Origin of the sequence: Pseudomonas sp. Irchel s3f19, assembly GCF_900187555.1 — a bacterium.
Lineage (GTDB): Bacteria > Pseudomonadota > Gammaproteobacteria > Pseudomonadales > Pseudomonadaceae > Aquipseudomonas > Aquipseudomonas capeferrum.
On record NZ_FYDW01000003.1, the window covers coordinates 54634 to 78509 of the forward strand.

General features: G+C 62.0%; 19 protein-coding genes. 6 read left to right on the forward strand and 13 right to left on the reverse strand.

Annotated elements, in window-relative coordinates; all coding sequences use genetic code 11:
- Window positions 1-2: 2 nt before the first annotated feature.
- Window positions 3-416: an alternative ribosome rescue aminoacyl-tRNA hydrolase ArfB gene (gene arfB, locus CKW22_RS08210; protein WP_095064151.1), complete on the forward strand. Its 414-nt coding sequence runs from the start codon at window positions 3-5 to the stop codon at window positions 414-416.
- Between the two features lie 369 nt (window positions 417-785).
- Here arfB and CKW22_RS08215 read toward each other — a convergent pair whose 3' ends face one another.
- Window positions 786-1346, reverse strand: coding sequence for a hypothetical protein (locus CKW22_RS08215; RefSeq protein ID WP_177447937.1), 561 nt, complete (start codon window positions 1344-1346; stop codon window positions 786-788).
- Between the two features lie 580 nt (window positions 1347-1926).
- Here CKW22_RS08215 and CKW22_RS08220 point away from each other — a divergent pair.
- The gene (locus CKW22_RS08220; protein WP_095063997.1) at window positions 1927-2154 is read left to right on the forward strand and encodes a hypothetical protein; all 228 of its coding nucleotides are present in this window, start codon (window positions 1927-1929) and stop codon (window positions 2152-2154) included.
- A gap of 183 nt (window positions 2155-2337) precedes the next feature.
- Here the strand turns inward: CKW22_RS08220 and CKW22_RS08225 are convergent, their stop codons facing one another.
- The 3 genes from CKW22_RS08225 to CKW22_RS08235 all read right to left on the reverse strand — a co-directional run bounded on the left by CKW22_RS08225 (window position 2338) and on the right by CKW22_RS08235 (window position 6353).
- A complete protein-coding gene (locus CKW22_RS08225) occupies window positions 2338-4782 on the reverse strand; it encodes a TonB-dependent siderophore receptor (protein WP_095063998.1) in 2445 nt (814 codons plus the stop codon).
- Window positions 4783-4893: 111 nt separating this feature from the next.
- A complete protein-coding gene (locus CKW22_RS08230; RefSeq protein ID WP_047582805.1) occupies window positions 4894-5850 on the reverse strand; it encodes a FecR domain-containing protein in 957 nt (318 codons plus the stop codon).
- Window positions 5847-6353, reverse strand: a complete 507-nt coding sequence (locus CKW22_RS08235) for a sigma-70 family RNA polymerase sigma factor (RefSeq protein WP_033701403.1) — start codon at window positions 6351-6353, stop codon at window positions 5847-5849. Before CKW22_RS08235 ends, CKW22_RS08230 begins: the two co-directional genes overlap by 4 nt.
- Before the next feature lie 230 nt (window positions 6354-6583).
- Here CKW22_RS08235 and CKW22_RS08240 point away from each other — a divergent pair, with 230 nt between their 5' ends.
- Window positions 6584-7513, forward strand: a complete 930-nt coding sequence (locus CKW22_RS08240; RefSeq protein ID WP_033701402.1) for a malate dehydrogenase — start codon at window positions 6584-6586, stop codon at window positions 7511-7513.
- 78 nt (window positions 7514-7591) lie between these two features.
- Here the strand turns inward: CKW22_RS08240 and CKW22_RS08245 are convergent, their stop codons facing one another.
- The 4 genes from CKW22_RS08245 to CKW22_RS08260 form a co-directional block, all read right to left on the reverse strand.
- Window positions 7592-8545, reverse strand: a complete 954-nt coding sequence (locus CKW22_RS08245; RefSeq protein ID WP_095063999.1) for an arsenic resistance protein — start codon at window positions 8543-8545, stop codon at window positions 7592-7594.
- A gap of 69 nt (window positions 8546-8614) precedes the next feature.
- Window positions 8615-9205: a hypothetical protein gene (locus CKW22_RS08250; protein WP_095064000.1), complete on the reverse strand. Its 591-nt coding sequence runs from the start codon at window positions 9203-9205 to the stop codon at window positions 8615-8617.
- A 142-nt stretch (window positions 9206-9347) separates the two neighbouring features.
- A complete protein-coding gene (gene glyA, locus CKW22_RS08255; RefSeq protein ID WP_033701398.1) occupies window positions 9348-10601 on the reverse strand; it encodes a serine hydroxymethyltransferase in 1254 nt (417 codons plus the stop codon).
- Between the two features lie 170 nt (window positions 10602-10771).
- Window positions 10772-14602 (reverse strand): bifunctional diguanylate cyclase/phosphodiesterase, encoded by a 3831-nt coding sequence (locus tag CKW22_RS08260; RefSeq protein ID WP_033701397.1) that lies wholly within the window; start codon window positions 14600-14602, stop codon window positions 10772-10774.
- A gap of 271 nt (window positions 14603-14873) precedes the next feature.
- Between CKW22_RS08260 and CKW22_RS08265 the strand changes: the two genes are divergently transcribed.
- From CKW22_RS08265 to gdhA, 3 genes are all read left to right on the forward strand, one after another.
- Entirely contained in the window at window positions 14874-15272 is a 399-nt protein-coding gene (locus tag CKW22_RS08265) for a hypothetical protein (protein ID WP_047582799.1), read from the forward strand.
- A gap of 261 nt (window positions 15273-15533) precedes the next feature.
- A complete protein-coding gene (gene ettA / locus CKW22_RS08270) occupies window positions 15534-17201 on the forward strand; it encodes an energy-dependent translational throttle protein EttA (RefSeq protein ID WP_033701394.1) in 1668 nt (555 codons plus the stop codon).
- 324 nt (window positions 17202-17525) lie between these two features.
- Window positions 17526-18866, forward strand: a complete 1341-nt coding sequence (gene gdhA / locus CKW22_RS08275; protein ID WP_033701391.1) for an NADP-specific glutamate dehydrogenase — start codon at window positions 17526-17528, stop codon at window positions 18864-18866.
- A 66-nt stretch (window positions 18867-18932) separates the two neighbouring features.
- Here gdhA and CKW22_RS08280 read toward each other — a convergent pair whose 3' ends face one another.
- The 5 genes from CKW22_RS08280 to CKW22_RS08300 form a co-directional block, all read right to left on the reverse strand.
- Window positions 18933-19430 carry a GreA/GreB family elongation factor gene (locus CKW22_RS08280; protein WP_095064001.1) on the reverse strand — a complete coding sequence of 166 codons (498 nt, stop codon included), beginning with the start codon at window positions 19428-19430 and terminating at the stop codon, window positions 18933-18935.
- A 415-nt stretch (window positions 19431-19845) separates the two neighbouring features.
- Entirely contained in the window at window positions 19846-20433 is a 588-nt protein-coding gene (locus tag CKW22_RS27265) for a hypothetical protein (RefSeq protein ID WP_143500719.1), read from the reverse strand.
- 431 nt (window positions 20434-20864) lie between these two features.
- Window positions 20865-21221, reverse strand: coding sequence for a lipoprotein (locus tag CKW22_RS08290; protein WP_033701385.1), 357 nt, complete (start codon window positions 21219-21221; stop codon window positions 20865-20867).
- 78 nt (window positions 21222-21299) lie between these two features.
- Window positions 21300-23153 carry a DUF4105 domain-containing protein gene (locus CKW22_RS08295; RefSeq protein ID WP_047582794.1) on the reverse strand — a complete coding sequence of 618 codons (1854 nt, stop codon included), beginning with the start codon at window positions 23151-23153 and terminating at the stop codon, window positions 21300-21302.
- 75 nt (window positions 23154-23228) lie between these two features.
- Window positions 23229-23717, reverse strand: coding sequence for a DUF3015 domain-containing protein (locus tag CKW22_RS08300; RefSeq protein WP_033701382.1), 489 nt, complete (start codon window positions 23715-23717; stop codon window positions 23229-23231).
- Between the last annotated feature and the right edge of the window lie 159 nt (window positions 23718-23876).

Below are 23876 nucleotides of genomic sequence, written 5' to 3' on the forward strand. Positions count from 1 at the left end.
CCATGCTGACCATCTCGAATAATGTGCATCTGCCAGATGCCGACATCGAACTGACATACATCCGCGCGCAAGGCGCAGGCGGGCAGAATGTCAACAAGGTGTCCAGCGCCGTGCACCTGCGCTTCGACATTCCCGCCTCGTCGCTGCCCGAGTTTTACAAGGAGCGGCTGCTGGCGCTGCGTGACAGTCGCATCACCGGTGACGGCGTGTTGATCATCAAAGCCCAGCAGTACCGCACCCAGGAGCAGAATCGCGCTGACGCAATGGCGCGTCTTGCCGAGTTGATCATCGCTGCCGGCAAGACCGAGAAGAAACGCCGCCCCACCAAACCGACTCTCGGCTCGAAGACCCGCCGCCTCGAAGGAAAAGCCAGGCGCAGTACTGTCAAGGCGGGGCGGGGTAAGGTTGAGTTCTAGTGCGGTGTTTCAGAAGTACCAATGAAAATTGCTCAAGGCCCGTGCCGCACGAGCAACTGAGGCCAGGATGTCCTCGGCTTTTTTAAGGGGGGGATGCCTGGAGATTGTATTCGGGGCCACCAGGTGCCTGGCTTGGCATTTTCAGCGCCTATCAGATCCGGCGCCGCCCTACCTCCAAGCTAAAGACAGGCACCTAGCCGCCATCACCCTATCTCCCGACAAGCACATAGCAGCCTCACTTCTCCAACATTCCGTGAAGAACCATAAAAAAGCCGAGGACATCCTGGCCTCAGTCGCTCGTGCGGCACGGGCCTTGAGCAATTTTCATTGGTACTTCTGAAAACACCGCACTAGGGTAAGCAGCAGTAATCACGCCTCATCAGATGCACTGTTAGCCTTCGCCCGATTCACCTTCCAAGGCAACGCCGGCTGAGCACGTACTTTCTTGTATTTTCCCCTTGCAAACATGTACGTCTGCAGCTCCATGAAATGACGGCTACGACCAGACAGCTCGTACGTAATCAGGAACACCATCAGTGGCTTGTCCGCGTCCTGCCACTGTGTGTGGATTCGCTCCAGCGTGAGCGCGATGTCTTCTGTCCTGCTATAGCCGATGAAGGTCTGGAACACTGCTTTGCCGGCGCGCTCAAGCAGCTTGGAAATCTCATTGATATCCGTATGTGCCCGTTTCCATTCCCACTCGACGAACGAAAGTGTGTCGCCTTCTGGATACCGCAGCACAGCGTCGGTGCGTCCACCTTGTTCAAACAACGCCCTTGCGCCAAGAAGCGTTGCGCACTGACGCACTACCAATCCAAGGTGAATTGTCCAGTCGGCGCGCCCCGCTAGATCGTTTGCCTCGGTAACCGGAAAATCGCGGTACCACAAACAGTTGAATAGCGTAATGAAATCCCGTTCGACTCGCTTCATAACAGTTCTCATCGTTGTGTATGACTCAACGAGCTTTAACGGCTGTCAGGGTGAAATGTTGAGCGTGAATAGCCATGGTCCATCATCCTCCCTGCCTTGCACGCTACGGTTTTGTTTCCCTGTGCATTCGTACAAAACAATGGGACGTTTCCCACAACCAAGAACCTTGCCCTACCTGAAACGAGACGATAAATTCCCCAAGTCGCGGCAAATTCCGTGACCGGGCGTAGGAACCCGTTGGTAAACTTGGCGCATGCACTAGGCGCCCCTGCACCACAGCTGGCGCTTTTTTTGTGCCTGCCGTGCTGTGTCATGGCGGCTGTGTGTGGGCAGGCTTCGGCCTGGCCGGGTTTCCAAGTTTCCCGGTATTCCTACCCCATGCACAGCTGCCACCCAATCCCGTAGGAAGGATCGTGGCAGCTCCAAATAAAACTTGGAGTCTCATGCATGCTCACCTTAAATCCATCAAAGATCCTCGCATTCGTTCTCCGCCGCCGCCCCGCGCCGGCCCGCACCCCCCACCGTTTCTACCCCATCGACACCCATTCCTGCGCCACCTCCACCCCCCAGGAGGCCCTCCATGACTGACCACGAACGCCTCGCCACCATCCAAAGCTACGCCTGGACCCTCGAGCTGCTAGGCGAAGCCTTGGTCCAGCACGACGAGATGCTGGAGTGCGAACACAACCCGCAGCTGAGTTTTCGCAACACGGCTGGTATCCATCAGGCGATTCGGATTATTAGCCGGTTGGCCAGTGAGCAGTGTGGGAAGGTGATGGAGCTCAATGGGCAGGATCCGGGCGATTAGCTGGCCCGGTGCGAGCGGGTTTACCCGCGAAGCAGGCACTGTGGTGGATGGCACGGGCTTCGCCCGTGTTCGCGGGGCAAGCCCGCTCCCACGGGGGGCATGGCTGTTTTGGAAGTTTGAGCAAGGCAGTTGTGCCCACAAAGGCCAGCCTGGGTATTCGGGTATTCCAGGCTGGCACGGGCTTTAGAAGTCCCAGCGAGTAGTAACCATGACGTTGCGCGGTTCGCCGTAAATGGCCGAGTTATAGAAGCCGACGTTGGTGTAGTAGTACTTGTCGAAGAGGTTGTTGACGTTAAGCGTCGCCGACAAGTTCTGGGTGATCTGGTAGCGGGTCATCAGGTCCACCACCCAGTACGATTCCTGGGTGACGTCCTCGTTCACGCCTTTGGGGCTGTTCCAGATCTGCTGCCAGGCCTTGTTCTGCCAGCGTGCGCCACCGCCAAGGGTGATCTTGTCCAGGTCACCGGTGAGCTTGTAGGTGGTGTAGAGGCTGAACTGGTCTTCGGGCTCGAAGGTCGACAGCTTCACGTCGTTGCTGTCGCGCACCACCTTGTGCGTGTAGCCGCCTTGCACCTGCCAGCCTGGGGCCAGTTCGCCGGACACTTCCAGCTCGTAGCCCTTGGTGGTCGCCTTGCTGCCCTTGAACGCGTAGTTGGATGGGGTAGGGGTCAGGTTGTTGTAGGCGTCGTCCGGCACCGAGCGGTTGGTTTCCTTGACCTCGAAGTAGGCCAGGCTGGCGTTCAGGCGGCCGTCGAAGAACTCGCCCTTGACCCCGACTTCGTAGTTCTCGCCTTCATCCGGCTCGATCAGTTTGTTGTCGCGGTCGCGGTTGTAGTTTTCCTGCGGCATGAACACGTCGGTGTAGCTGGCGTAGACCGAGAAGTTTTCATTCAGGTCGTAGATGGCGCCGGCATAGGGTATGAAGCGTCCGGACTCGGTGTAGGTCGGGGTCAGGCCGGTCAGGCTGTAGTTGACCACGCGGCCGCCCAGCAGCACTTTCAGGTCGTCGGTGACGTTCAGGCGGGTGGTGAGGTAGACGCCGGTCTGGCGGATCACGTCGTCGGTGCGCTGCGACACCGGCCCCCAGTCGGGCTTGGGCAGGTTGCCGTGCCAGTTGTTGTAGTCCACGCGGTTGGGTACCGAGAAGGTTTCGTCCCAGTAACCCTTGCCATCCCAGTGGGCCTTGCTGATGGAACCGCCGAGCACCAGGTCGTGCTCACGGCCGAGCAGGTTGAACGGGCCGCTGACATACAGGTCGGCGGAGTCGCTGGTGGTGTCGCCCTTGTAGCGTTGCGCGTTGATTTCGGCGCTGCCGTCGGGCTGCGGCTGGTCGAACTGGATGGCGCCCATCTGCGCGTCATAGCCGTTGTACTTGTGGTCCAGTTGCAGCTTGGTTACCCAGCCGTCGCCCATGTCGTGCTCCAGCGTAGCGAAGACCGTGCGGGTGTACTGCTGCCAGCTGCTCCAGTCGGTTGCGTTGCTGAACGAGCGCTTGGCGTCGTTGCGCTCGCCTTTGGAATTGAGCAGCGGGAAGCTGCCGGACCAGGTGGAACCCTTGGGGTCGTTGTCCTGGTAGTCGGCGCCTACGGTCAGCAGCGTATCGGGCGACAGGTCGAACTCGACGATGCCGTAGAACACCGAATTCTGGCTCGAATAGCGGTCGATGAACGAGTGCTTGTCCTGGTAGGCAACCACGGCCCGGCCGCGGACGTTGCCGGTTTCGGTCAGCGGGCCGCTGACATCCAGTTCGCTGCGGTAGTTGTCCCACGAGCCCGCGCCCAGGGTGGCGTGGCCCTGGAAGTCGGCGGTGGGCTTTTTGCGTATCAGGTTGATGGTACCGCCCAGCGAGCCGGCGCCGCTGAGCAGGCCGGAGGCGCCCTTGAGCACTTCGATGCGGTCGTAGATGGCCATGTCGCTCAGGGTGTTGCCGGCTGAGTAGGCAACGTTGCGCACGGCGGAGGGGATGCCGTCGTACTGGAAGTTGTTGATCGAGAAACCGCGGGAATAGTAGTTGGTCCGGTCCGTGTCGTAGGCCGACACGGTGATGCCGGGGGTGTGGCGCATCACCGCGTCGACACTGTTGAGGGCAAAGTCATCCATGTGCTGGCGCGTGACCACGCTGATCGACTGCGGGGTTTCCCTGGGTTTGAGTACCAGGCGGGTGGCCGTGGCGATGGTGCCGGGCGTGTAAGAGCCGGTGCCTTCGGTGACGGTGCCCAGCTGGTTGCTGATGACGTTGGTCGCCTCCAGCTCCAGGGCGCCACCGCTGCCCGCTGCGACCTCCACCGTGTAGTTGCCACCGCTATTGAATGCGCGAAGGCCGGTACCGGCCAGCAACTGGGCCAGGCCATCTGCAACGGAATAGCTGCCGTTCAGGCCAGCGCTGCGCTTGCCGGCGGTGAGCTGGGCATCGGCAGAAAGCAAGATACCGGCCTCGCTCGCAAAGCGGTTCAGCGCCTGGTCCAGGCCGCCAGCGGGGATGGCATAGCTGTGTGTTTGCTCGCTGGCGTCAGCCGGTACTGCGGGCAGCGCAAGCAGCAGTGGGCTGGTGCAGAGCAAGCCGGCAAACAGGCTGCGGCGCACCGCAAGGCTCAGTCGAGAACAGGTGGTTGTGGGCAGATACGGCACTCTTGACGTTCCTCTTGAGAATGCTTCTTGGTTGGATTCAAGAGGTATCCCGGACAAGTCGGCAAAACCGACAAGGGGCAGCAGCATTTTTTATCGGTGCGTGCAATGCCGCTACGCAGGACTAATCGTGGTCCAGAGGCTCGTCAGCCTGTGCACCTTTACCGGCAGGGACTGCTCAAGTGCAGTCAGTACGCGGTCTGTGTCTACCAAGGGAAAAACGCCCGTTAGCGGCAGGCCGGCGATGGTCGGGTCACAGCGCAGCATGCCGCGGCGATAGCGAGCCAGTTCTGCAACGAACTGCCCCAGCGGCATGCGTTCGGCGATAAGCCTGCCATCGTGCCAGGCGATGGCGTTGAGGTTCGCGGGCGCGATGTCACCGAACCGGGTCGCGGTAAACCAGCAACCTTGTCCGGCTTGCAGGCGCGTGGCGCGGGCCTGACGCGGGCGCAGTTCCAGCGCGCCCTCGAACAGATCGACCTGGCTTCTATCATCACGTTGGTACACGCAAAAGCGCGTGCCCAGCGCCTGGATTTCCCCGGCGGCGGTGTCCACGATCAAGGGGCGTTGCGCTGGGTCATGGCCGCTGTCGAGCAGCAACTCCCCCGCGAGCAGGCGAATGCGTCGCTCGCTCGCGCTGAACAGGATATCCACCGCGCTACCGCTGTTCAGGCTAAGCCGGCTGCCATCGGCCAGCGTGCGCTGCAGGCGTTCCCCCGTACCGCTGCGCAGGTCGGCGGTGGCCTCGCGCCAGGGTAGTTGCGATTGGGCAAGGTAGCTGCTGCCCCCGGCCAACAGCAGCGCGCCGAGCAGTTTCAGCGTCTGCCGGCGGCGCGCATCGGGCAGCTCACGCAGCACCGCCAGCGCAGTATCTGTGGGCACACCGCTCAGGGTGTTTTGCAGGTGCTCCAGGCGCTGCCACGCACGATCATGTTCCGGGTCTGCGGTACGCCATTCAGCGAAGCGACGCTGTTGTTCCTTGTCCAGCTCGCCACCCCATTGCAGCATCAGCCAATGGCTGGCCTGCTCGATGATGTCAGACGCGACGGGCGCTTCGCTGGTGGTTTTCATTCGGCGTACAGCACCTGGTAGCAGGCGGTGATGGCGCGCAGCATGTACTTTTGCACCGAGCTGACGCTGACCTCGAGGCGCTCGGCGATCTGGCTATAGCTCAGCCCTTCGAACTGCGACAGCAGAAACGCCTCGCGCACCTTCGCGGGCATGCTGTCGAGCATGGCGTCGATCTGCATCAGGGTTTCGATCACGATGGCACGGGTTTCCAGCGACGGGGTTTCTGGCTCGGGCAGGGCGGCGAGGCTCTCCAGGTAAGCTTGCTTGATACGTTGGCGGCGCCATTGGTCGATGACCAGGTTGCGGGCGATCTGCGCCAGAAACCGGCGCCCATCGCTCTGCGCCGGCAGGCGCCGTGTCACCAGCAGGCGCAGGAACGTGTCTTGCGCAATATCCGCAGCCCGCTCACGATCACCAAGGCGCAGACGCAGCCAGCCTTGCAGCCAGCCGTGGTGGTCGCGATACAGGCTATCCAGTGGTTGCAACGGGGCGTCAGTGGGCACTTTCCTCTTCCCATGAATGAGTTGCAGATAGGAATGAGTTGCAATTGTAGTGGGGAGAGGGCGACTTTGGAAACAGCCGATGCAGGAATCGGCTGAACTGCATCCTGGCGCGGCTCAAACCGCTCAGCCGACGGGTATCAACCTCGGGGTGGCCTTTTAGCCCTGGCAGGCAATACTTCTGTGTATACGCAGGCGTGTTCCTGGTGGCGCGCGCCGCTGGGAGGTGTCAGGTGAACAAATTATCCATTGTGGGTGCCGGCTTGGTCGGCGAGGCGGCGGCTCAGGTCATCGCCCGGGATGAGTTGTGCCGTGAGTTGATGTTGATCGATGTGCAGGGTGAGTTGGCACAGGGCAAGGCGCTGGATATCTGGCAGGCGGCGGTCGAGTCGGGTTCCGATACACGAGTTCAGGGCGGGGCCAAGGCCGAAATGCTGGCGGGGTCTGACCTGGTGGTGATTACGGCAGGGGTGCCGCGCAAGCCTGGCCAGTCGCGCCAGGATGTATTGAGCATCAACCTGCCCATTCTCGACGGCATCCTGCTGGACATCAAACAACATGCGCCGGCGGCGACGGTGTTGGTGGTGTCGAACCCCGTCGATGTGCTGACCTATCGTGCCTGGTCGCGCAGCGGGCTGGGCCGCAACAAGGTGTTCGGGCAGGCGGGGGTGTTGGATACCGCGCGCATGAAGTGTTTCATTGCCGAGGAAACGGGGTTTTCCGCTCGGGACATCACGGCCCTGGTGCTGGGCGGGCATGGCGACAGCATGGTGCCGCTGATGCGCTACTGCGCGGTTGGGTCGGTGCCATTGGCGCACTTCCTGTCCAGTGAGCAGATAGAGCGCATCGTGCAGCGCACCCGCCAGGGTGGCGGCGAGATTCTGGGGCTGAAGAAGCTGGGTAGTGCCTGCGACGCGCCGGGCGTGGCCATTGCGCAGATGGTGGATGCGATCGCCAATGGGCGAAACCGCATTTTGCCAGCGGTCGCGGTGCTGGAGGGCGAGTACGGGCGCACAGGTATTGCCATGGGTGTGCCTTGTGTACTGGCTGGGGAGGGGATTGCGCGGGTCATCGAGTTGCCGCTGGATGCGCAGGAGCAGGCGATGTTCGACCACTCTGCAGACCAAGTGCTGCGCGATATTGCTGAAATGAATGCGCTATGAACGGGGTGTAGGGCTCTGACAGGGTCGCAGGGCGCAGCGGCCCAAGGGCCCTGACTGACTGGCGTAGCGTTTGAGCAATCAGCGCACGAGCGCCGGCACGACGCGCACGTAAATCAACTCCCCCACCAACTCCACCAGCATCTGGGTAATCACCGCCGCTGCCGCCAGCCCGCGCAGGCCTTCTGGCAACGCCAGCGCCAGCGGCAGCACCACCAGCGAGTTGCGGGTGGCCGCACTGAAGGTCACCGACCTCACCTCGGCCACCGGTAAACGCATCAGCCGCGCCGTGGCACAGCCGATCAGCGGCGCCAGCAGCATGAAGCCGATGTACACCGGGATCACCGGCAGCAAGCGCGCCAAGTCATGCAGCACGGCAGCGATCTGCGAGCCGATCACCACCATCAGCACCAGTGCCATCGCCGGTACCGGCAGCCACGCCCAGGCGTCGTTCCATGCCGCTGCCACACGCGAGCGACGGGCGCTGGCGCTGGTCAGCACGGCGAGCAGCAGCGGCAACACGATCAACAGGGCAAACGCTTCCACGAATGGGGTGATGGCAATCGCCACCTCGCCGCCGTCACCCAACATCAACCCCAGGTACACCGGCAACAGCAGCAGTTGCACCAGCAACAGCACGGGCGTTGCGGCGAGTGTCTGGCGTGAGTCGCCTTTGCCGATATGGGTGAACACCACCACGTAGTCGATGCACGGTGTCAGCAACACCAACAGGGCACCGATCAGGATGGCCGGGTGCGCGACCAGGCCGCGGGTGATCGCCCATACCAGCAGTGGCACAAGGATGAAGTTGGCCACCAGCAGCGCACTGATGAAGCGGCGGTTGCCAAGGCCCTGGCGCAGGTCGAGAAAGGGGATCTGCAGAAACATCGCGTACATCAGCACGGCAATGGCAGGGGTGATCAGGGCTTGCAGGGGGTGAGCGGCGTCAGGGGCCAGCAGGCCGAAGGCCGCGGCAACCAGCACGGCAGCAAAGTAGAGCGGGATCTGGTGGGTTTCGAGTTGCTCTCTGGTCAAGGCAGGGTCCTGTGCGTGCTCGGTGGTCGAAGCGGCACAGGGTAATACGTGGGGCGCGTGCAGGCGACATCAGGTGTCGAGCCAGTCCACCCCGCGTTGTTCGATCAACAGGCTCAGGGTGCATGGCTGGGCCTGCGCATAACACGCAAGAAAGCCGCCGACAGGGTATAGGTTGTGAATTTCCAGAGGGTGGCCATCGCTGCTGATCAACTGGATTTCGCGGCGGCCATCTTCGAGCAGTGTCAGGTCGAAGGCGTTGCCGGTTTGCACATCGATCAGGCTCCACACGCTGGGCTCCTTCGACGTTGAGGTTCTGAGGGTCACCTGCCCATCGACGTTCGTGAACACGCTTTTACCCAGATGAGGGCCGCTGCGCACATACAGCCTGTAACCGGCATCGCTGTGGCGAAAGTACAGCAGCAGCGCACAGGGCGTGGCGCCCTTGTCGAACGTGATCAGCCCTGACTCCTTGCCGTGCTGCCAGTCTTCTTCCGTGCCGTTGAGCATGCCCAGCGCCCGGGCTCCGTCAAATGCATGGCCTGGTGCATAGCGTGGTGTGACCAGGATCACTGGCCCTGTGGTCAGGCAGTCCAGGCTGTTCACCGGTGATTCGGCTATCTGCAGGGTAGCCGTGAAAGAACGCGCTAGATGATCCGCCATGGAAGGCCTCCGGTTTGGCGTGGGGGAGGCCGCAGGCTAGGTCGTCTTGGGGTGGCTACCCAGCTGGAACAGGTTCCGCGAAGCTGTGCAAAACGAAAAAGCCCGGCACAAGGCCGGGCTTTTCACATCAGGCTAACGCCAATCAGTTGCCGTAAACCGGCAGCTTCTTGCAGATGGCCTTGACCTTCTCACGCACGGCGTCGATCACCGCTTCGTTGTTCAGGTCAGCCAGGATGTCGCAGATCCAGCCGGCCAGTTCCTTGCACTCGGCTTCCTTGAAGCCACGGGTGGTCACAGCCGGGGTGCCGAAACGCAGGCCCGAAGTGACGAACGGGGAACGTGGGTCGTTCGGTACCGAGTTCTTGTTCACGGTGATGAAGGCTTTGCCCAGTGCGGCGTCGGCGTCCTTACCGGAGATTTCCTGCTTGATCAGCGACAGCAGGAACAGGTGGTTCTGGGTGCCGCCGGAAACGACGTCGAAACCACGCTCGATGAACACGCTGGCCATGGCCTGAGCGTTTTTCACCACTTGCTGCTGGTACGCCTTGAACTCAGGCTGCAGGGCTTCTTTGAAGCAGATGGCCTTGGCGGCGATCACGTGCTCCAGCGGGCCGCCCTGGGCGCCTGGGAAGACGGCGGAGTTCAGCTTCTTCTCGATGTCGGCGTTGGCACGGGCCAGGATCAGGCCGCCACGTGGACCGCGCAGGGTCTTGTGGGTGGTGGTGGTGACCACGTCGGCGAACGGCACCGGGTTCGGGTACACGCCAGCGGCAACCAGGCCGGCAACGTGGGCCATGTCGACGAACAGGTAGGCACCGACCTTGTCGGCGATTTCGCGGAAGCGTGGGAAGTCCAGCACTTGCGAGTAGGCCGAGAAGCCGGCAACGATCATCTTCGGCTTGTGTTCGACAGCCAGGCGCTCGACTTCGTCGTAGTCGATCAGGCCGTTGCCGTCGATGCCGTACTGGATGGCGTTGTACAGCTTGCCCGAGGAGCTGACGCTGGCGCCGTGGGTCAGGTGGCCGCCGTGGGCCAGGCTCATGCCCAGGATGGTGTCACCGGCCGACAGCAGGGCCAGGTAGACCGCGGCGTTGGCTTGGGAGCCAGCGTGCGGCTGAACGTTGGCGTAGTCGGCGCCGAACAGCTCTTTGGCGCGGTCGATGGCCAGTTGCTCGACCACGTCGACGTACTCGCAACCACCGTAGTAGCGCTTGCCTGGGTAGCCTTCGGCGTACTTGTTGGTCAGTACCGAACCCTGGGCTTCCATGACAGCCGGGCTGGTGTAGTTTTCCGAAGCGATCAGCTCGATATGCTCTTCCTGGCGCAGAGCTTCTTGCTGCATGGCTTCGAAGAGCTCGGCGTCGTACTTGGCAATGGTCAAATCACGGCTGAACATGGCGGTCCTCAAGGATCGGGCTGAATTGGGGGGGCATTCTAACCGATTGCTTCGCGCCTGGCATATGAAGTGACGTCAAGTCGCGGACCAATGGGACTCATGTTGCAAGCCGCGCCCTGACTGGGCTGGAGTTGACTCTCAAGTCCGTTTTTTTGCGGTTGGAGCGGGTGTTACTGGAACATGAACAGGGTCTCGTTGCTGAACTGCGCCTCGAACTGATGCGCCGGCATCGGCCGCCCGAACAGGTAGCCCTGCACCTCGTCGCAACCATGCTCGCGCAAGAACTCCAGCTGCTCATGGGTTTCGACGCCCTCGGCGATCACCGCCAGGTTCAGGCTGTGCGCCATGGCGATGATCGCCCTGGCAATCTGCGCATCCTGCTCGCCCTCGGGCAGGCCGTCGACGAAGGTGCGGTCGATCTTCAACACGTCGATCGGGAACTGCTTGAGGTAGTTGAGCGACGAGTAACCCGTGCCAAAGTCGTCGACCGCAATGCTCAGGCCAAGGTTCTTCAGGCTGGCCAGAATCTGCAAGGCCTCGTTGACCTCGCGCATCAGGATACTTTCGGTCAGCTCCAGCTCCAGGCATGCCGGTGGCAGCCCGGTTTCTTCCAGGATGGTGGCGATGCGCGTGCCCAGTTGGCCGTCGGAGAACTGCCGCGCCGAGATGTTCACCGACACCTTCGGCACCCGCACCTTGGCCTTGTGCCAGGCCTTGAGTTGGCGGCTGGCTTCGCGCAGCACCCAGTCGCCGACATCCACCACCAGGCCCAGCTCTTCGATCACCGGGATAAAATCACCCGGTGGCACCAGGCCACGGGTCGGGTGGCGCCAGCGCAGCAAGGCTTCGGCGCCGGTCAGGCGCTTGCCGTCGCCGCTGAACTGCGGCTGGTAATAGAGGATGAACTCGTTCTGCTCCATGGCATGGCGCAGGTCGCTCTCCAGCTCCAGGCGTTCCAGGGCGCTGGCGTTCATTTCCGCCTGGTAGAACTGGAAGTTGTTCTTGCCGCGTTCCTTGGCGTGGTACATCGCGGTGTCGGCGTTTTTCATCAGCTGGCTCAGCTCGCTGCCATCCTGCGGGCTGAGGGCGATGCCGATACTGGCGGTGACAAAGAACTCGCGGTTTTCCAGCACGAAGGGCCGTACCAGGCTGGCGAGGATGTTCTCGGCCACATGGATGGCGCGGTTAAGGGCCATTTCACGGGTTGCGCGCGGTTGCAGCAGCAGGGTGAACTCATCGCCACCCATGCGCGCCACGGTGTCGTCGTCATCCACGCAGGCCAGCAGGCGCAGGGCCATGTCCTTGAGCATGCGATCGCCCGCAGCATGGCCGAGGGAGTCGTTGATCGGCTTGAAGCGGTCCAGGTCGAGGAACATCAGCACCACCCACGCCTTCTGCCGGTCGGCCTGCTGCAGGGCCGTGTGCAGGCGGTCCTGGAACAGGGTGCGGTTGGGCAGGTGGGTGAGGGCGTCGTAGTAGGCCAGGCGGTGGATGCGTTGTTCGCTGGCCTTGCGCTCGCTGATGTCGGTGAAGAAGCACACGTAGCTGGCCAGGTCGCCTTCGTCATCGAGCACCGCAGTGATGCCGACCCAGGCCGGGTAATGGTCGCCGTCACGGCGCTTGAGCCACACTTCGCCTTCCCAGCTGCCGCGCTGGTGCAGTTGCTTGACCACGTAGCGCAGGTGGCCTTCCTGCTGTTGCTCGACGGTGAGCATGCCGGGCAGTTGGTCGAGCACGTCGCTGACCGCATAGCCGCTGACCCGGCTGAACGCCTCGTTGGCCTGGACGATGTAGCCGGCCGGGTCGGTGATGAGGATGGCCGAGGTGGAGTGCTCGAATACCGTTGCGGCCATGCGCAGGTCTTTTTCGGCGCGGCGTTGCTGGCTGATGTCGCGGCCTACCCCGAGCACGCCTTCGAAGTGCTGCTGATCGTCCCACACCAGCACCAGGCGCAGTTCGATCGGGATCTTGCGGCCATCGGCACGCAGGCAGTCGAACAGGAACAGTTGAGTCGGCAGTTGGCTACGTAGCTGGGCCAGTTGCTCGCGGTCGCCCATGGCATTGCTGACGCGCTCCATCAGGCTGTAGATACCGGTCAGCTGCGCCGGGTTGGCAATGATCGATTGCCAGCCGTTGTCGAAGATCCACTCGGCCTGATAGCCCAGTACCGCTTTTACCGAGGGGCTGACGTAGTTCAGCTGCAGCTGGCTGTCGGTGGAGAAAATCACATCGCTGATGCTTTCGGCCAGCATGCGGTAGCGCTGTTCGCTGTCGCGCAGCGACTGGCTGGCCTCGATCTGCACGGTGACGTCCTTGCCCACGCCGATGATGCGCGTCACCAGGCCATCGGGGTCGCGGGTCAGCACCTGTTCGCGAATGTCGTAGCAACGCCAGCTGCCGTCGTGGTGACGGAAGCGCAACTGGCAGTGCAGCGGTTCGCTGTGGCCGGTTTCACGCTGATGCTGGCGCAGCGCCTGGAAGTGCGCGGCGTCTTCGGGGTGCAGCAGCAACTCCCAGAACCGGTCGCCCATCTGCGCCAGCTCGGTGCGGCTGTAGCCCAGGGTCTGGCCGAGGTGGCGGTTGCTGAAGATCATGCGCTGGCTGGGCACGTCCTGCACGTAGAGCTGGTCGGGCACGGTACGCACCACGTCCGACCAGAAGCTCTCGCGTTCGAGCAGCGACAGCTCCACCTGCTTGCGGCTGGTGATGTCGCTGATGCTGAGGATCACCGCCTGGTAGTCGCGGCGCTGCAGCGGCAGGCGGGCCATCAGCCACAGGTGCAGTTCGCCGCCCAGCGGCGCCGGCAGGCGCACTTCCAGCTCCAGCAGCGAGCGTTGTTCGATCAGTGCATCGATCAGTTGCATGCCGATGCTGTCACGGCCATCGCCGCTGCCGTCGATCAGGCGCTGCCAGGCACCCTCGTGGCATTCGACGTTGAGCAACTGGCGCGCCACCTGGTTGATCTCGGTGATCTTCAACTCCTGCAGCAGCGAGCGGCGCAGGTTCGGGTCCAGGGCCAGGCTGTGCTTGAGGGCCGCGTGGTTGCGCAGGTGGTAGCGGTCGAGCTGGCCGGGCAGGCTGGAGAGGTCGAGCACGCACAGGGCAACGCCGGTGCCTTCGAAGATTTCCTGATAGCGCCGGCGGTCTTCCTGCAGCGCGCGTTGGCGGCGGCGCATGTTGATCAACGCCAGCACCGGTAGCAGGGCACAAAACAGCACCAGCATGCACTTGCCGATCAGTGCCGGTAGCAACTTCTGCTGGGCCAGCTCGGCGTCGAACAGGCCGCGCAGCTGCCAGGTGCTGTTGTCGATGAACGCCAGCATCACGCTCTGCAGCGGCGCGGTGCTGGTCCGCGCGGTGGCATGGCGCTCCAGCACCGCGCCGCTGCGGCTGTTTTCCAGCAGCCACAGCGGGTGGCCCGGGTTGTCCAGGTGCACGGTGAGGGTACGGTAATACGCCCCGGACAGGCGCAGCAGCCAATAGCCGCGGTCCTGTTCGGTGGACTGGCGCAGCAACAGGTAAAGGGTGCGGTTGTCTGCCGAGTTGGTGAAGAAGTAGGGGCGCCCCTGGTTCAACCTCAGCAGCTCGCCAATCAATGGGCGGTCTGGGCTGCCGGCCAGGCTGTCGGCGCGGATCTGCCCGCTGGTGTCCAGCCAGGCCAGGTCACGCAGGGCGGGCAGGCGTGCGCGCAGGGTGTCGAGCAGGCTGGGCAGGGCGGCGGGCGTCGGTGCATTGACGTAGGGCTGTACCACATTCACCGCCTGCTGGGCTTTGAGCGCCATGTTCAGGCTGAGGTGGTCGGCAAGCTCCGCAGTGGCCTCCAGGCTTTGCTTGCGCAGGTCGGCCTGGGTATGGCGGAACTGGGCGAACAGCTGCCACAGCAGCAGGGCCAGCAGAATCAGGGCCAACAGCGCCAGCGCACCCTTGATCGACCCGCGCAGGGAAGCAGCAGGGGCCAGTGAAGCGGGACGCAGCGACGACGGATGAGTGAGATTGGTCAAGCGTTGGTCCTGCGATTGGGCTGGCGATGGCAGGGATGGATCATGCACGGTCGGTGCCGGTGTCTGGTTGCCAGACCGCGGTGGCGCACTATAAGGCCGGACACCCTAAACCGGCTAGCATGCCTAGGATTATGGCAAAGTGCCAGCCCGGTTGTCCGCTGGCGCTCGGCCTGCCGACGGTCGTGGTCGCGCCCCCGTGGTTCGGCAAGCCCCTGCAACCTGTGCGAGAATGCCGCCCGCTTCAATGACAACGCTTCGGAGATGTTCGGTTTTGGTTACTCACTTTTCCTCCAATGGCCTCGATTCCGCCTGTGGGCGCAGCAGTCAGACCCTTGTCAGCACTGCCGTGACCGAGGACGTATCCTGCAAGTCGTGCCAGCGTTCGCTGGTCAAACCCGAGGCGGCAGCCGCCTCGAAAAGCAAGGCCCCGTCGCTGGCCGAACTGCGCAAGACCGCCAAGGCGGCAGCAGCACCGGTTGCGGCCGCGCCCGTGGTGAAACAGCCGGCTACCCAGGCCGTCAGCAAGCCTGCCGCCAAGCCGGCCAAGGCCGCCGAGCAGCCTGCCCGCAAGGGTGGCTTCAGCGTCAAGTCTGCCTGGGCCGCGCGCCTGGCCGAGCAGGGTGGCGGTTGCCGGTTGCCGCGGGGCAAGGCCAAACAGCGTCACGTCTGAGCCTCTTCGGGCAATTGTGTTTGCTGGCCCATTCGCGGGGCAAGCCCGCTCCCACAGCCGCAATCGACCTGTAGGAGCGGGCTTGTCCCGCGAATGGGCCGTATAGCGGCCCCCTGTTGATGCCCCCACCCGGCCCTCCTATGCAACGCCGCGCGTTGGCGTAGAATGGTCGACTTTGTTCAATGACACCCCGTAAACACATCCCCCTGGCCCATTGCCGGGGCGTTCGTCGATGTCTTTACCTATTTAGAGGGCTTGGTTTTGGCTCAATACGTCTACACCATGCATCGGCTGAGCAAGGTCGTGCCGCCGAAGCGCGAAATTCTCAAGAACATCTCCCTGTCGTTCTTCCCAGGCGCCAAGATCGGCGTGCTCGGCCTGAACGGCGCGGGTAAATCGACACTGCTGCGGATCATGGCGGGCGTCGACAAGGAATTCGACGGCGAAGCCCGTCCGATGCCCGACATCAACGTCGGCTACCTGCCGCAGGAACCGCAACTCGACCCGGCCAAGACCGTACGTGAAGTAGTCGAAGAAGCGGTCAGCGTCATCAAGGACGCCCAGGCTCGCCTGGACGAGGTCTACGCGGCTTACGCAGAACCCGACGCCGACTTCGACAAGCTGGCCGCCGAGCAGGCCAAGCTCGAGTCGATCCTGCAGGCTGCCGACGGCCACAACCTCGAGCGCCAGCTGGACGTTGCCGCCGACGCCCTGCGCCTGCCGGCCTGGGACGCGAAAATCGAACACCTGTCCGGTGGTGAAAAGCGCCGTGTGGCCCTGTGCCGTCTGCTGCTGTCGGCACCCGACATGCTGCTGCTCGACGAACCGACCAACCACCTGGACGCCGACTCGGTGGCCTGGCTGGAGCGCTTCCTGCACGACTTCCCCGGCACCGTGGTAGCGATTACCCACGACCGTTACTTCCTCGACAACGTCGCCGGCTGGATCCTCGAACTGGACCGCGGCGCCGGTATCCCGTACGAAGGCAACTACTCGGGCTGGCTGGAAGCCAAGTCGGACCGTCTGGCGCAGGAATCCAAGCAGCAGAGCGCCCACGAGAAGGCCATGAAAGAGGAACTGGAGTGGGTGCGCAAAGGCGCCAAGGCCCGCCAGTCCAAATCCAAGGCACGTCTGCAGCGCTTTGAAGAAATGCAGTCGCAGGAATTCCAGAAGCGCAGCGAAACCAACGAGATCTACATCCCGGCCGGCCCGCGCCTGGGTGACAAGGTCATCGAGTTCAAGAACGTTTCCAAAGGCTATGGCGATCGCGTGCTGATCGACAACCTGTCGTTCGCCATGCCCAAAGGCGCCATCGTCGGCGTGATCGGTGGTAACGGCGCCGGTAAGTCGACCCTGTTCCGCATGCTGATGGGCAAGGAGCAGCCGGACTCGGGCAGCATCGAGATCGGCGAAACCGTGCAACTGGCCTGTGTCGACCAGAGCCGCGAAGACCTGGACGGCAGCAAGACCGTGTTCCAGCAGATCTCCGACGGTTCCGACCAGATCCGCATCGGTAACTACGAGATCCCGTCGCGCACCTACGTTGGCCGCTTCAACTTCAAGGGCGGCGACCAGCAGAAGTTCGTCAAGGACCTGTCCGGTGGTGAGCGTGGCCGTCTGCACCTGGCCCTGACCCTGAAGGAGGGCGGTAACGTCCTGCTGCTCGACGAACCGTCCAACGACCTCGACGTCGAAACCCTGCGTTCGCTGGAAGAAGCCCTGCTGGACTTCCCGGGCGCCGCGATCGTGATTTCCCACGACCGTTGGTTCCTGGACCGTGTGGCCACGCACATCCTGGCGTACGAAGACGACTCGAACGTGATCTTCTTCGAAGGCAACTACACCGAGTACGAAGCTGACCGCAAGAAGCGCCTGGGCGATGCTGCTGCCCAGCCGCACCGTGTACGGCACAAGAAGCTGGCCCAGTAAGCCCGTTTTGGATGCACAAGAATGGGGCCCTCAGGGGCCCCATTTTTGTGCCTGGCATAAAGGGGTGCTACCCCCTTCGCGGGGCAAGCCCGCTCCCACAAAATTTCCAGAGATCTGGGGCCTTTCATAGATCCTGTGGGAGCGGGCTTGCCCCGCGAAGAAGCCCGACCTGCTAACAACAATCCATCAATTTTGTATACATTTATATAAAACGCACCAAATAATTTCAAAAAAACGACATCACGCCCTGTTCTCGTGCGATTGCTTCTTGGTACATTCGAAAAAAAACCAATAAGTCCAATCCCTCTTGGTGAGATGTCTACCATGGTCGAATCTGTCGATAATTTCCTCGCGCGCCTCAAGCAACGCGATCCTGCCCAGCCCGAGTTCCACCAGGCAGTGGAAGAAGTCTTGCGCACTCTGTGGCCGTTCCTCGAAGCCAACCCCCATTACCTGCAGGCCGGTATCCTCGAGCGCATGGTCGAACCCGAGCGCGCGGTGCTGTTCCGCGTTTCGTGGGTCGATGACCAGGGCAAGGTCCAGGTCAACCGCGGCTACCGCATCCAGATGAGCAGCGCCATCGGCCCGTACAAGGGCGGCCTGCGCTTCCACCCGTCGGTCAACCTGAGCGTGCTCAAGTTCCTGGCCTTCGAGCAGGTGTTCAAGAACTCCCTGACCTCGCTGCCCATGGGTGGCGGCAAAGGTGGCTCGGACTTCGACCCGAAGGGCAAGAGCGATGCAGAAGTGATGCGCTTCTGCCAGGCCTTCATGAGCGAGCTGTACCGCCACATCGGTGCCGACGTCGACGTGCCTGCCGGTGACATCGGCGTGGGCGCCCGCGAGATTGGCTTCATGTTCGGCCAGTACAAGCGCCTGGCCAACCAGTTCACCTCGGTACTGACCGGCAAAGGCATGACCTATGGCGGCAGCCTGATTCGCCCGGAAGCCACCGGCTACGGCTGCGTCTACTTCGCTGAAGAGATGCTCAAGCGCCGCGACCTGCGCATCGATGGCCGTCGCGTGGCGATTTCCGGCTCGGGCAACGTGGCCCAGTATGCCGCACGCAAGGTCATGGACCTGGGCGGCAAGGTCATCTCGCTGTCCGATTCCGAGGGCACCCTGTACGCCGAAGCGGGCCTGAGCGACGCCCAGTGGGACGCCGTGATGGAGCTGAAAAACGTCAAGCGTGGTCGCCTCAGCACCCTGGCGGGCGAGTTCGGCCTGGAGTTCCGCAAGGGCCAGACCCCGTGGAGCCTGCCGTGCGACATCGCCCTGCCGTGCGCCACGCAGAACGAGCTGGACACCGAAGACGCCCGCACCCTGCTGCGCAATGGCTGCTTCTGCGTGGCCGAAGGCGCCAACATGCCGACCACCCTCGAGGCTGTGGATATCTTCCTGGAGGCGGGCATCTTGTACGCTCCGGGCAAGGCGTCCAACGCTGGCGGTGTGGCCGTGTCGGGCCTGGAGATGTCGCAGAACGCCATGCGCCTGCTGTGGACGGCCGGTGAAGTGGACAGCAAGCTGCACAACATCATGCAGTCGATTCACCATGCCTGTGTTCACTACGGTGAAGAGGCTGACGGCAAGATCAACTACGTCAAGGGCGCGAACATCGCCGGCTTTGTGAAAGTAGCTGATGCCATGCTGGCGCAGGGCGTGGTCTGATCCAAAACCGATGGGGCCGCTTTGCGGCCCCATCAGCCCGCCGCTCCTACAGGTGTGGGGGCGGCCTCACGCCTCACCCTCGATGGCGACTACCTCGATCGTCTGATCCCCTACCGGCCGCCGCCAAACCACTTCATCCCCAGGCCCCGCGCCTAGCAAAGCCCGCCCCAGCGGCGACCCCCAATTGATCAACCCGCGCCCCGCATCGGCCTGATCTTCCCCAACCAGCTGCACCTCGTGCGCCTGGTCGTGTTCATCGACAAACCTCACCCGGCTACCAATCTGCACCTTGCTCCGCGAAGTGGCGGCTGGCACCACCTGGGCACTCTGCACCCGGGCGCTGAAGTAGCGCAGGTCACGCTCGGCATCGGCCAGGCGCTGCTTGTCGGCACGCTCGCCCTGCGCCTGCAGCTGGCTGCGCAATGTGTTGAGTTCGGCCACCCGTTGCTGCAGTTGCTCCAGGCCCAGGGCCGTGACGTAGTTGGGCTGCTCGCTGACCCGCCGCTCAACCGGCTGGTCGGCCTGGGCGGCGGCCTGGTCTTCGTTGACGAATGCTCGGCTCATGGTGGCCTCCTTGTGCTGAAGACCATGATGGCAGGCCGCCGGTTTCAAAGGATGTCCGATTGCGACCTAGGGGCTTGCCTGACAGTATCGAGTCGATCGTCGATCGCGGTCACCCTGCTCTGGAGTGTATCGATTGAGACTTTCTCTGCTGCCCGACTCACGGTGCGGGACTGCCTGAGCGTGACGTGCTGCTGGTCTGGATCATTCAAACTATCGGTATCCGGGTTGCTGAGCAGGCCCAGTTGGAGGTCGTCTACCTGCTCTATCCTCGCACTCTGTTGTACTTGTGGCCTGCGATCACGAAAAGGTGTCGTCCGCGTAATATAAGTAGCTTAAGCATCCTCTGTGCCAGCCGGAAGGAAAAACCCAACCGATAGCACTTCGACTTGAAGTGCCATCGTTAATTCTAATTACTTTATTTTTTAAATTCGAGGACCCAACTCAATGTACATATCTTGTCTGAGCAGCTGTCTGGGTCACTCAGGAAGAAGTTATCCCAGTAAGGACTGGACTGGCCATCTTCCTCCCAATCACTCCCGCATTCGTTTTCTTTGGAGAAATAATTCGACCACCCGATACGAAATTGTATATCCCCTTTCATCTCCTCATTATGGCTGACAATCTGGAACTGGAGGAGTCCGTGGAAATCGGGTATGCCGTCGGGTTTGAGGTATTCATTGTCGAACACATATTTTCTTGTGTGGTTCGGAGCTATAACCGTATCGCGTCCTGTGGCTTCAATGAAAGTCCCTTCTGTGAAATCATAACCAAGAGGCTTCAAGCCAAATGGAGTTCGATTTTCCACTAGAATACGAAACTCCCGGCGTTGAAAGTGGTGAAGCGGCGCACCATGCGCCTGCGGCACGTCATCACCTCTTTTCGCTCGCTCCTCTTGGGATCTTTCAGCTGCGTTTGCAGCTATGAGGTCCTGAATCACACCTACAATTCCCGGATTTAACATTTCTATACCTAAAGAATGACTATTGGGAGATAAAATATGCATAAAGCGTTACGGGTACTTGGCACGCCACGAACGCACTATGCGTGCGCGTAGTGCTATTCCCGTAAAGCGCACTGTGGCTGTGCCAAGCGCAGGCTTTCATTTCAAGGTAGATTACCTGTTTCCTGTGTCAAATCACGCGGCGTCGATGTGTGGAGCAGAGCACATCCCTGCGTCAAGTGATAGGCCTAATGCATTAAACCCAAAGGAATAAGTCATAAAAATTAATGTGGCGATGAGCAAGAGGAAAAATTATAAGGGTTATGACGGGAAGGGGCTGCAAGCGTTGGATAAAGTGGGAGTCAAAGCTGATCCCGCACAGGTGTATCAATGCATATACTCAATATTTGACTGTCCATAGTTGATCAATCCGGGGCGTATTGGATCGATTCATCATTTGCCGCCTCATTCCCCAGGCAGGTACTGATGGCACACTAGGGGTGGCGGTAGGCCCGCGCAGCGCCGCGGTCTTTCTCCTGCTCCCAGTCACGGTCGCGTTGGTCCCAGTAGCGGTCGCGGTACTGACGCTGCTCTTCGCTGTTCTGCAGGGCGTGACACTGGCGAAAACCATCGTCCCAGCCGCTTTCGTACTGGCGGTTGTGCAGGTAGCGCGGCACGTCCTTGCGAAAGTCGCCGACCATCAGCCCGGCAGCCTGGCGGCCGCTGCTGCAGCCATCCTGGAAGCCATCGGCGTAGGCGGGCGGGTAACCGTGGTTGAGCATCTGTTCGTGGGTCGTTGCGCACCCAGACAGCAAAAAGGCAAAGCACAGGCCTAACCAGTACCGCGACATAGCCACCAGACCCTCCAGTTGATGCGGGAGAGTCTAGGTGGCGGTTTGTCGGTGGGCCGTCAAAACAGTGTCAAAGAGTCAGTAGTGGTACCACTTCAGCTCCAGCATCACCTCGTTCTGCGCCGTCGCCAGGTGGCTGAACTCACGCGATGCACTTAGCCGCAGGCCCAGGTTGCGGCTGATTTCCCATTGCTGGTTCAGGCTTACACTGCGCCGCACCTCGCCATTGGTGAAGAAATCGCCCTTGGCCTCCAGCGTCATGTTGCCCAGCCCGTTGCGCCACAGCAGCCCGCCGTTGAAACCCGCCGCCGGGGAAATGAACTCGGCGAAGTCGTTGTGGTGCTCCACGCGTACCGTGCCCAGGGCGAAGCCCAGCAGGCCATCGGCCAGTTGCCAGGTACCGCCGGCACCGCCGTTCACATGGCTTACCAGCACCTCGTCGTCATGCTTGCCCGGCACCCGCTCCAGGCCGCCGGTCACTTGCCATGACCACGGCTTGAGCAGCGCGTTGCGCGGCGTCAGGGAGCGAATGGTGGCGAGGTCCAGGCGCTGTACCTGCCAGTCGTTGCCTTCGTACTGGCGCACTTTGAGCTGCAAGATCTCGATCTGCGCGCCCAGCGGGAAGCCGTAGGCGTTGTCGTTGAGGTCGTGATAGGCCATGCGCAGGCCGTACTCGGCGTAGGCGCGGTCTTCCCGCGTGCCGACACCGAGCTGCCAGGTGCGTGAGTCATGGCCATCTTCGGGCAGCCCGGGGCGCTCGATATCCAGCGCTGGCGGCGGGTTGCGGTTGATCGCCCGCAGCAGCTCGAAGCTGCGCGTGGCCTGGCCCGGGTCGCGCTCCTGGCCGTTGGCGCGGTAACGCTCCAGGCGGTAGGCGGCGTCCTGCACCAGCGCCTGGCGCTCGCGCGGCAGGGCGGTGAAGGTCGGGCTTTGCAACTGCGCGGTATCGGCGCTGACCGCCAGTACCTGCTGCTTTTCGTGGGGGGCCAAAGGCTCGGCGCGGGCCAGCAGTTCGCGCTCGCGTGAAGGCCGGTAGTTGACGCTGGCCACCAGGCCAGACTGGCGCACCGCCTTGACCGTGTCGGTGGGGATGGCGGTCAGCGGAAACTGCGAGGTCAGGTCCAGGCTCGGCCGGGCTACTTGCAGCAGTTCCAGCAGGCGGTAGGAGCAGTTCTCGTCGAAGAAAAAGTAATCGAACTGGATCTGCTTGAGCTCCCACACATGCTCGACCATGCGCCCGGTCTCTTGCGGGGTGAGGTCCAGCTTGTACTCCCACAGGTCGCGGTTTTCCAGGCTGCGGTACTCGGACAGCTTCTCTTGGTACGGCATCAGCGCAAACAGGCCTGGATAGCCGCCCATCAGGCCCTTCCAGGCGTACAGGATGCTGTTGTCGCTGCCTTCGATGTAGGCGCCGAAGTTGATCGCGTAGCTCAGCAGCGTGGTGTCGTCGCTGTGGGTGGTGGACTGGTCGATGCGCAGCAGTGTATGGCCGAACATCGACGATGGGCTGTTCAGGTAGGCCGCCGGGAAGATCAACGCGGCGCTGTGCGGGTCGATCGAGGTGTACCAGGTCTTGAATTCCTGGCAGTCGGGCTGCGGCAGGTCAGTCAGCCCCAGTTGTTCCTTGAGCCAACGGGTGCGTGCCGGAAAGACGCATTGGGCATGCTTGTCGCCCAGGCTGGCCGGCGCATACAGCGCCTGCACCGTGGCCCGCAGCTCCTGGTCGGGGTGGTGCGCGCCATCCTCGGCGAGAAAGAACCGGGTGTCGTCCACATAGCTTCGCCAGCCACCGAGCTTGGCAGTCTCGTAATGGCCCAGGGCGATCCAGTAGGGGGTACTGGCCAGTTGCTGAATACGGCCTTCATCCAGCGCAGGCGCAGCATGAACAGGGGCGCAGGCACACAGCGCCAGGTAAGCGAGGCGTTTGAGCATATCGGGCAACTACTTCTTCACGATGCCGAAAAAAAGGCGAAACCCGCCCCGGAGGTGGGGCGGGGCAAGCTGCACTTAAGCCTCGGTTGCGTACTTGGCCAGGCGTGGATCGCTCTTCAACACCGCCAGGGTGTTGCTGTGCACGGTTTCGGCCGTGACGTCGGCGCTGCTGAAGATCTGGTTGAAGTGCTGGTGGGTGACCGACTCGAAGTAGGTGCGGTCTTCAGGCGCTACACCCAGTACCACGGCATAGGTGGTCAGAGCCTCGCCCTTGCCCATCGCCATGTCTTCGGACAGTTCGTTCATCATGCCGTTCATGGCAAACCAGGACTTGCCGCCATAGGTCAGCGAAGCCTTGGTGGAGCAGCCGTTGGTGCCGGAGGTCATGCCGAAGGTGGCATTACCGGAGGTACCGTTGGTGGTGGAAGCCAGGAAGTGGGCCGGCGTACCGCGCTGGCCTTCGAACAGCATGTTGCCCCAGCCGCAGTTCGGGCCGCCAGGCGCTTCGGCCATGGCATTGAGGGAGACCACGGTGAACAGAGTACCCAGAAGAATCCGTTTCATAGCATTTGTTCTCTATTTGTCTTAACCAAGGGTCAGGGTTTCTGGCAACTCGGTTGCCAGGCGGGAAAGCTTTTCACCCACCCGCGCAGCTTGGAGTTTAGGCACGATCTAAAGGTTGCGTTGTTGATTGCGAAAAATTTGCCTGAAGCGCTGTGTTAT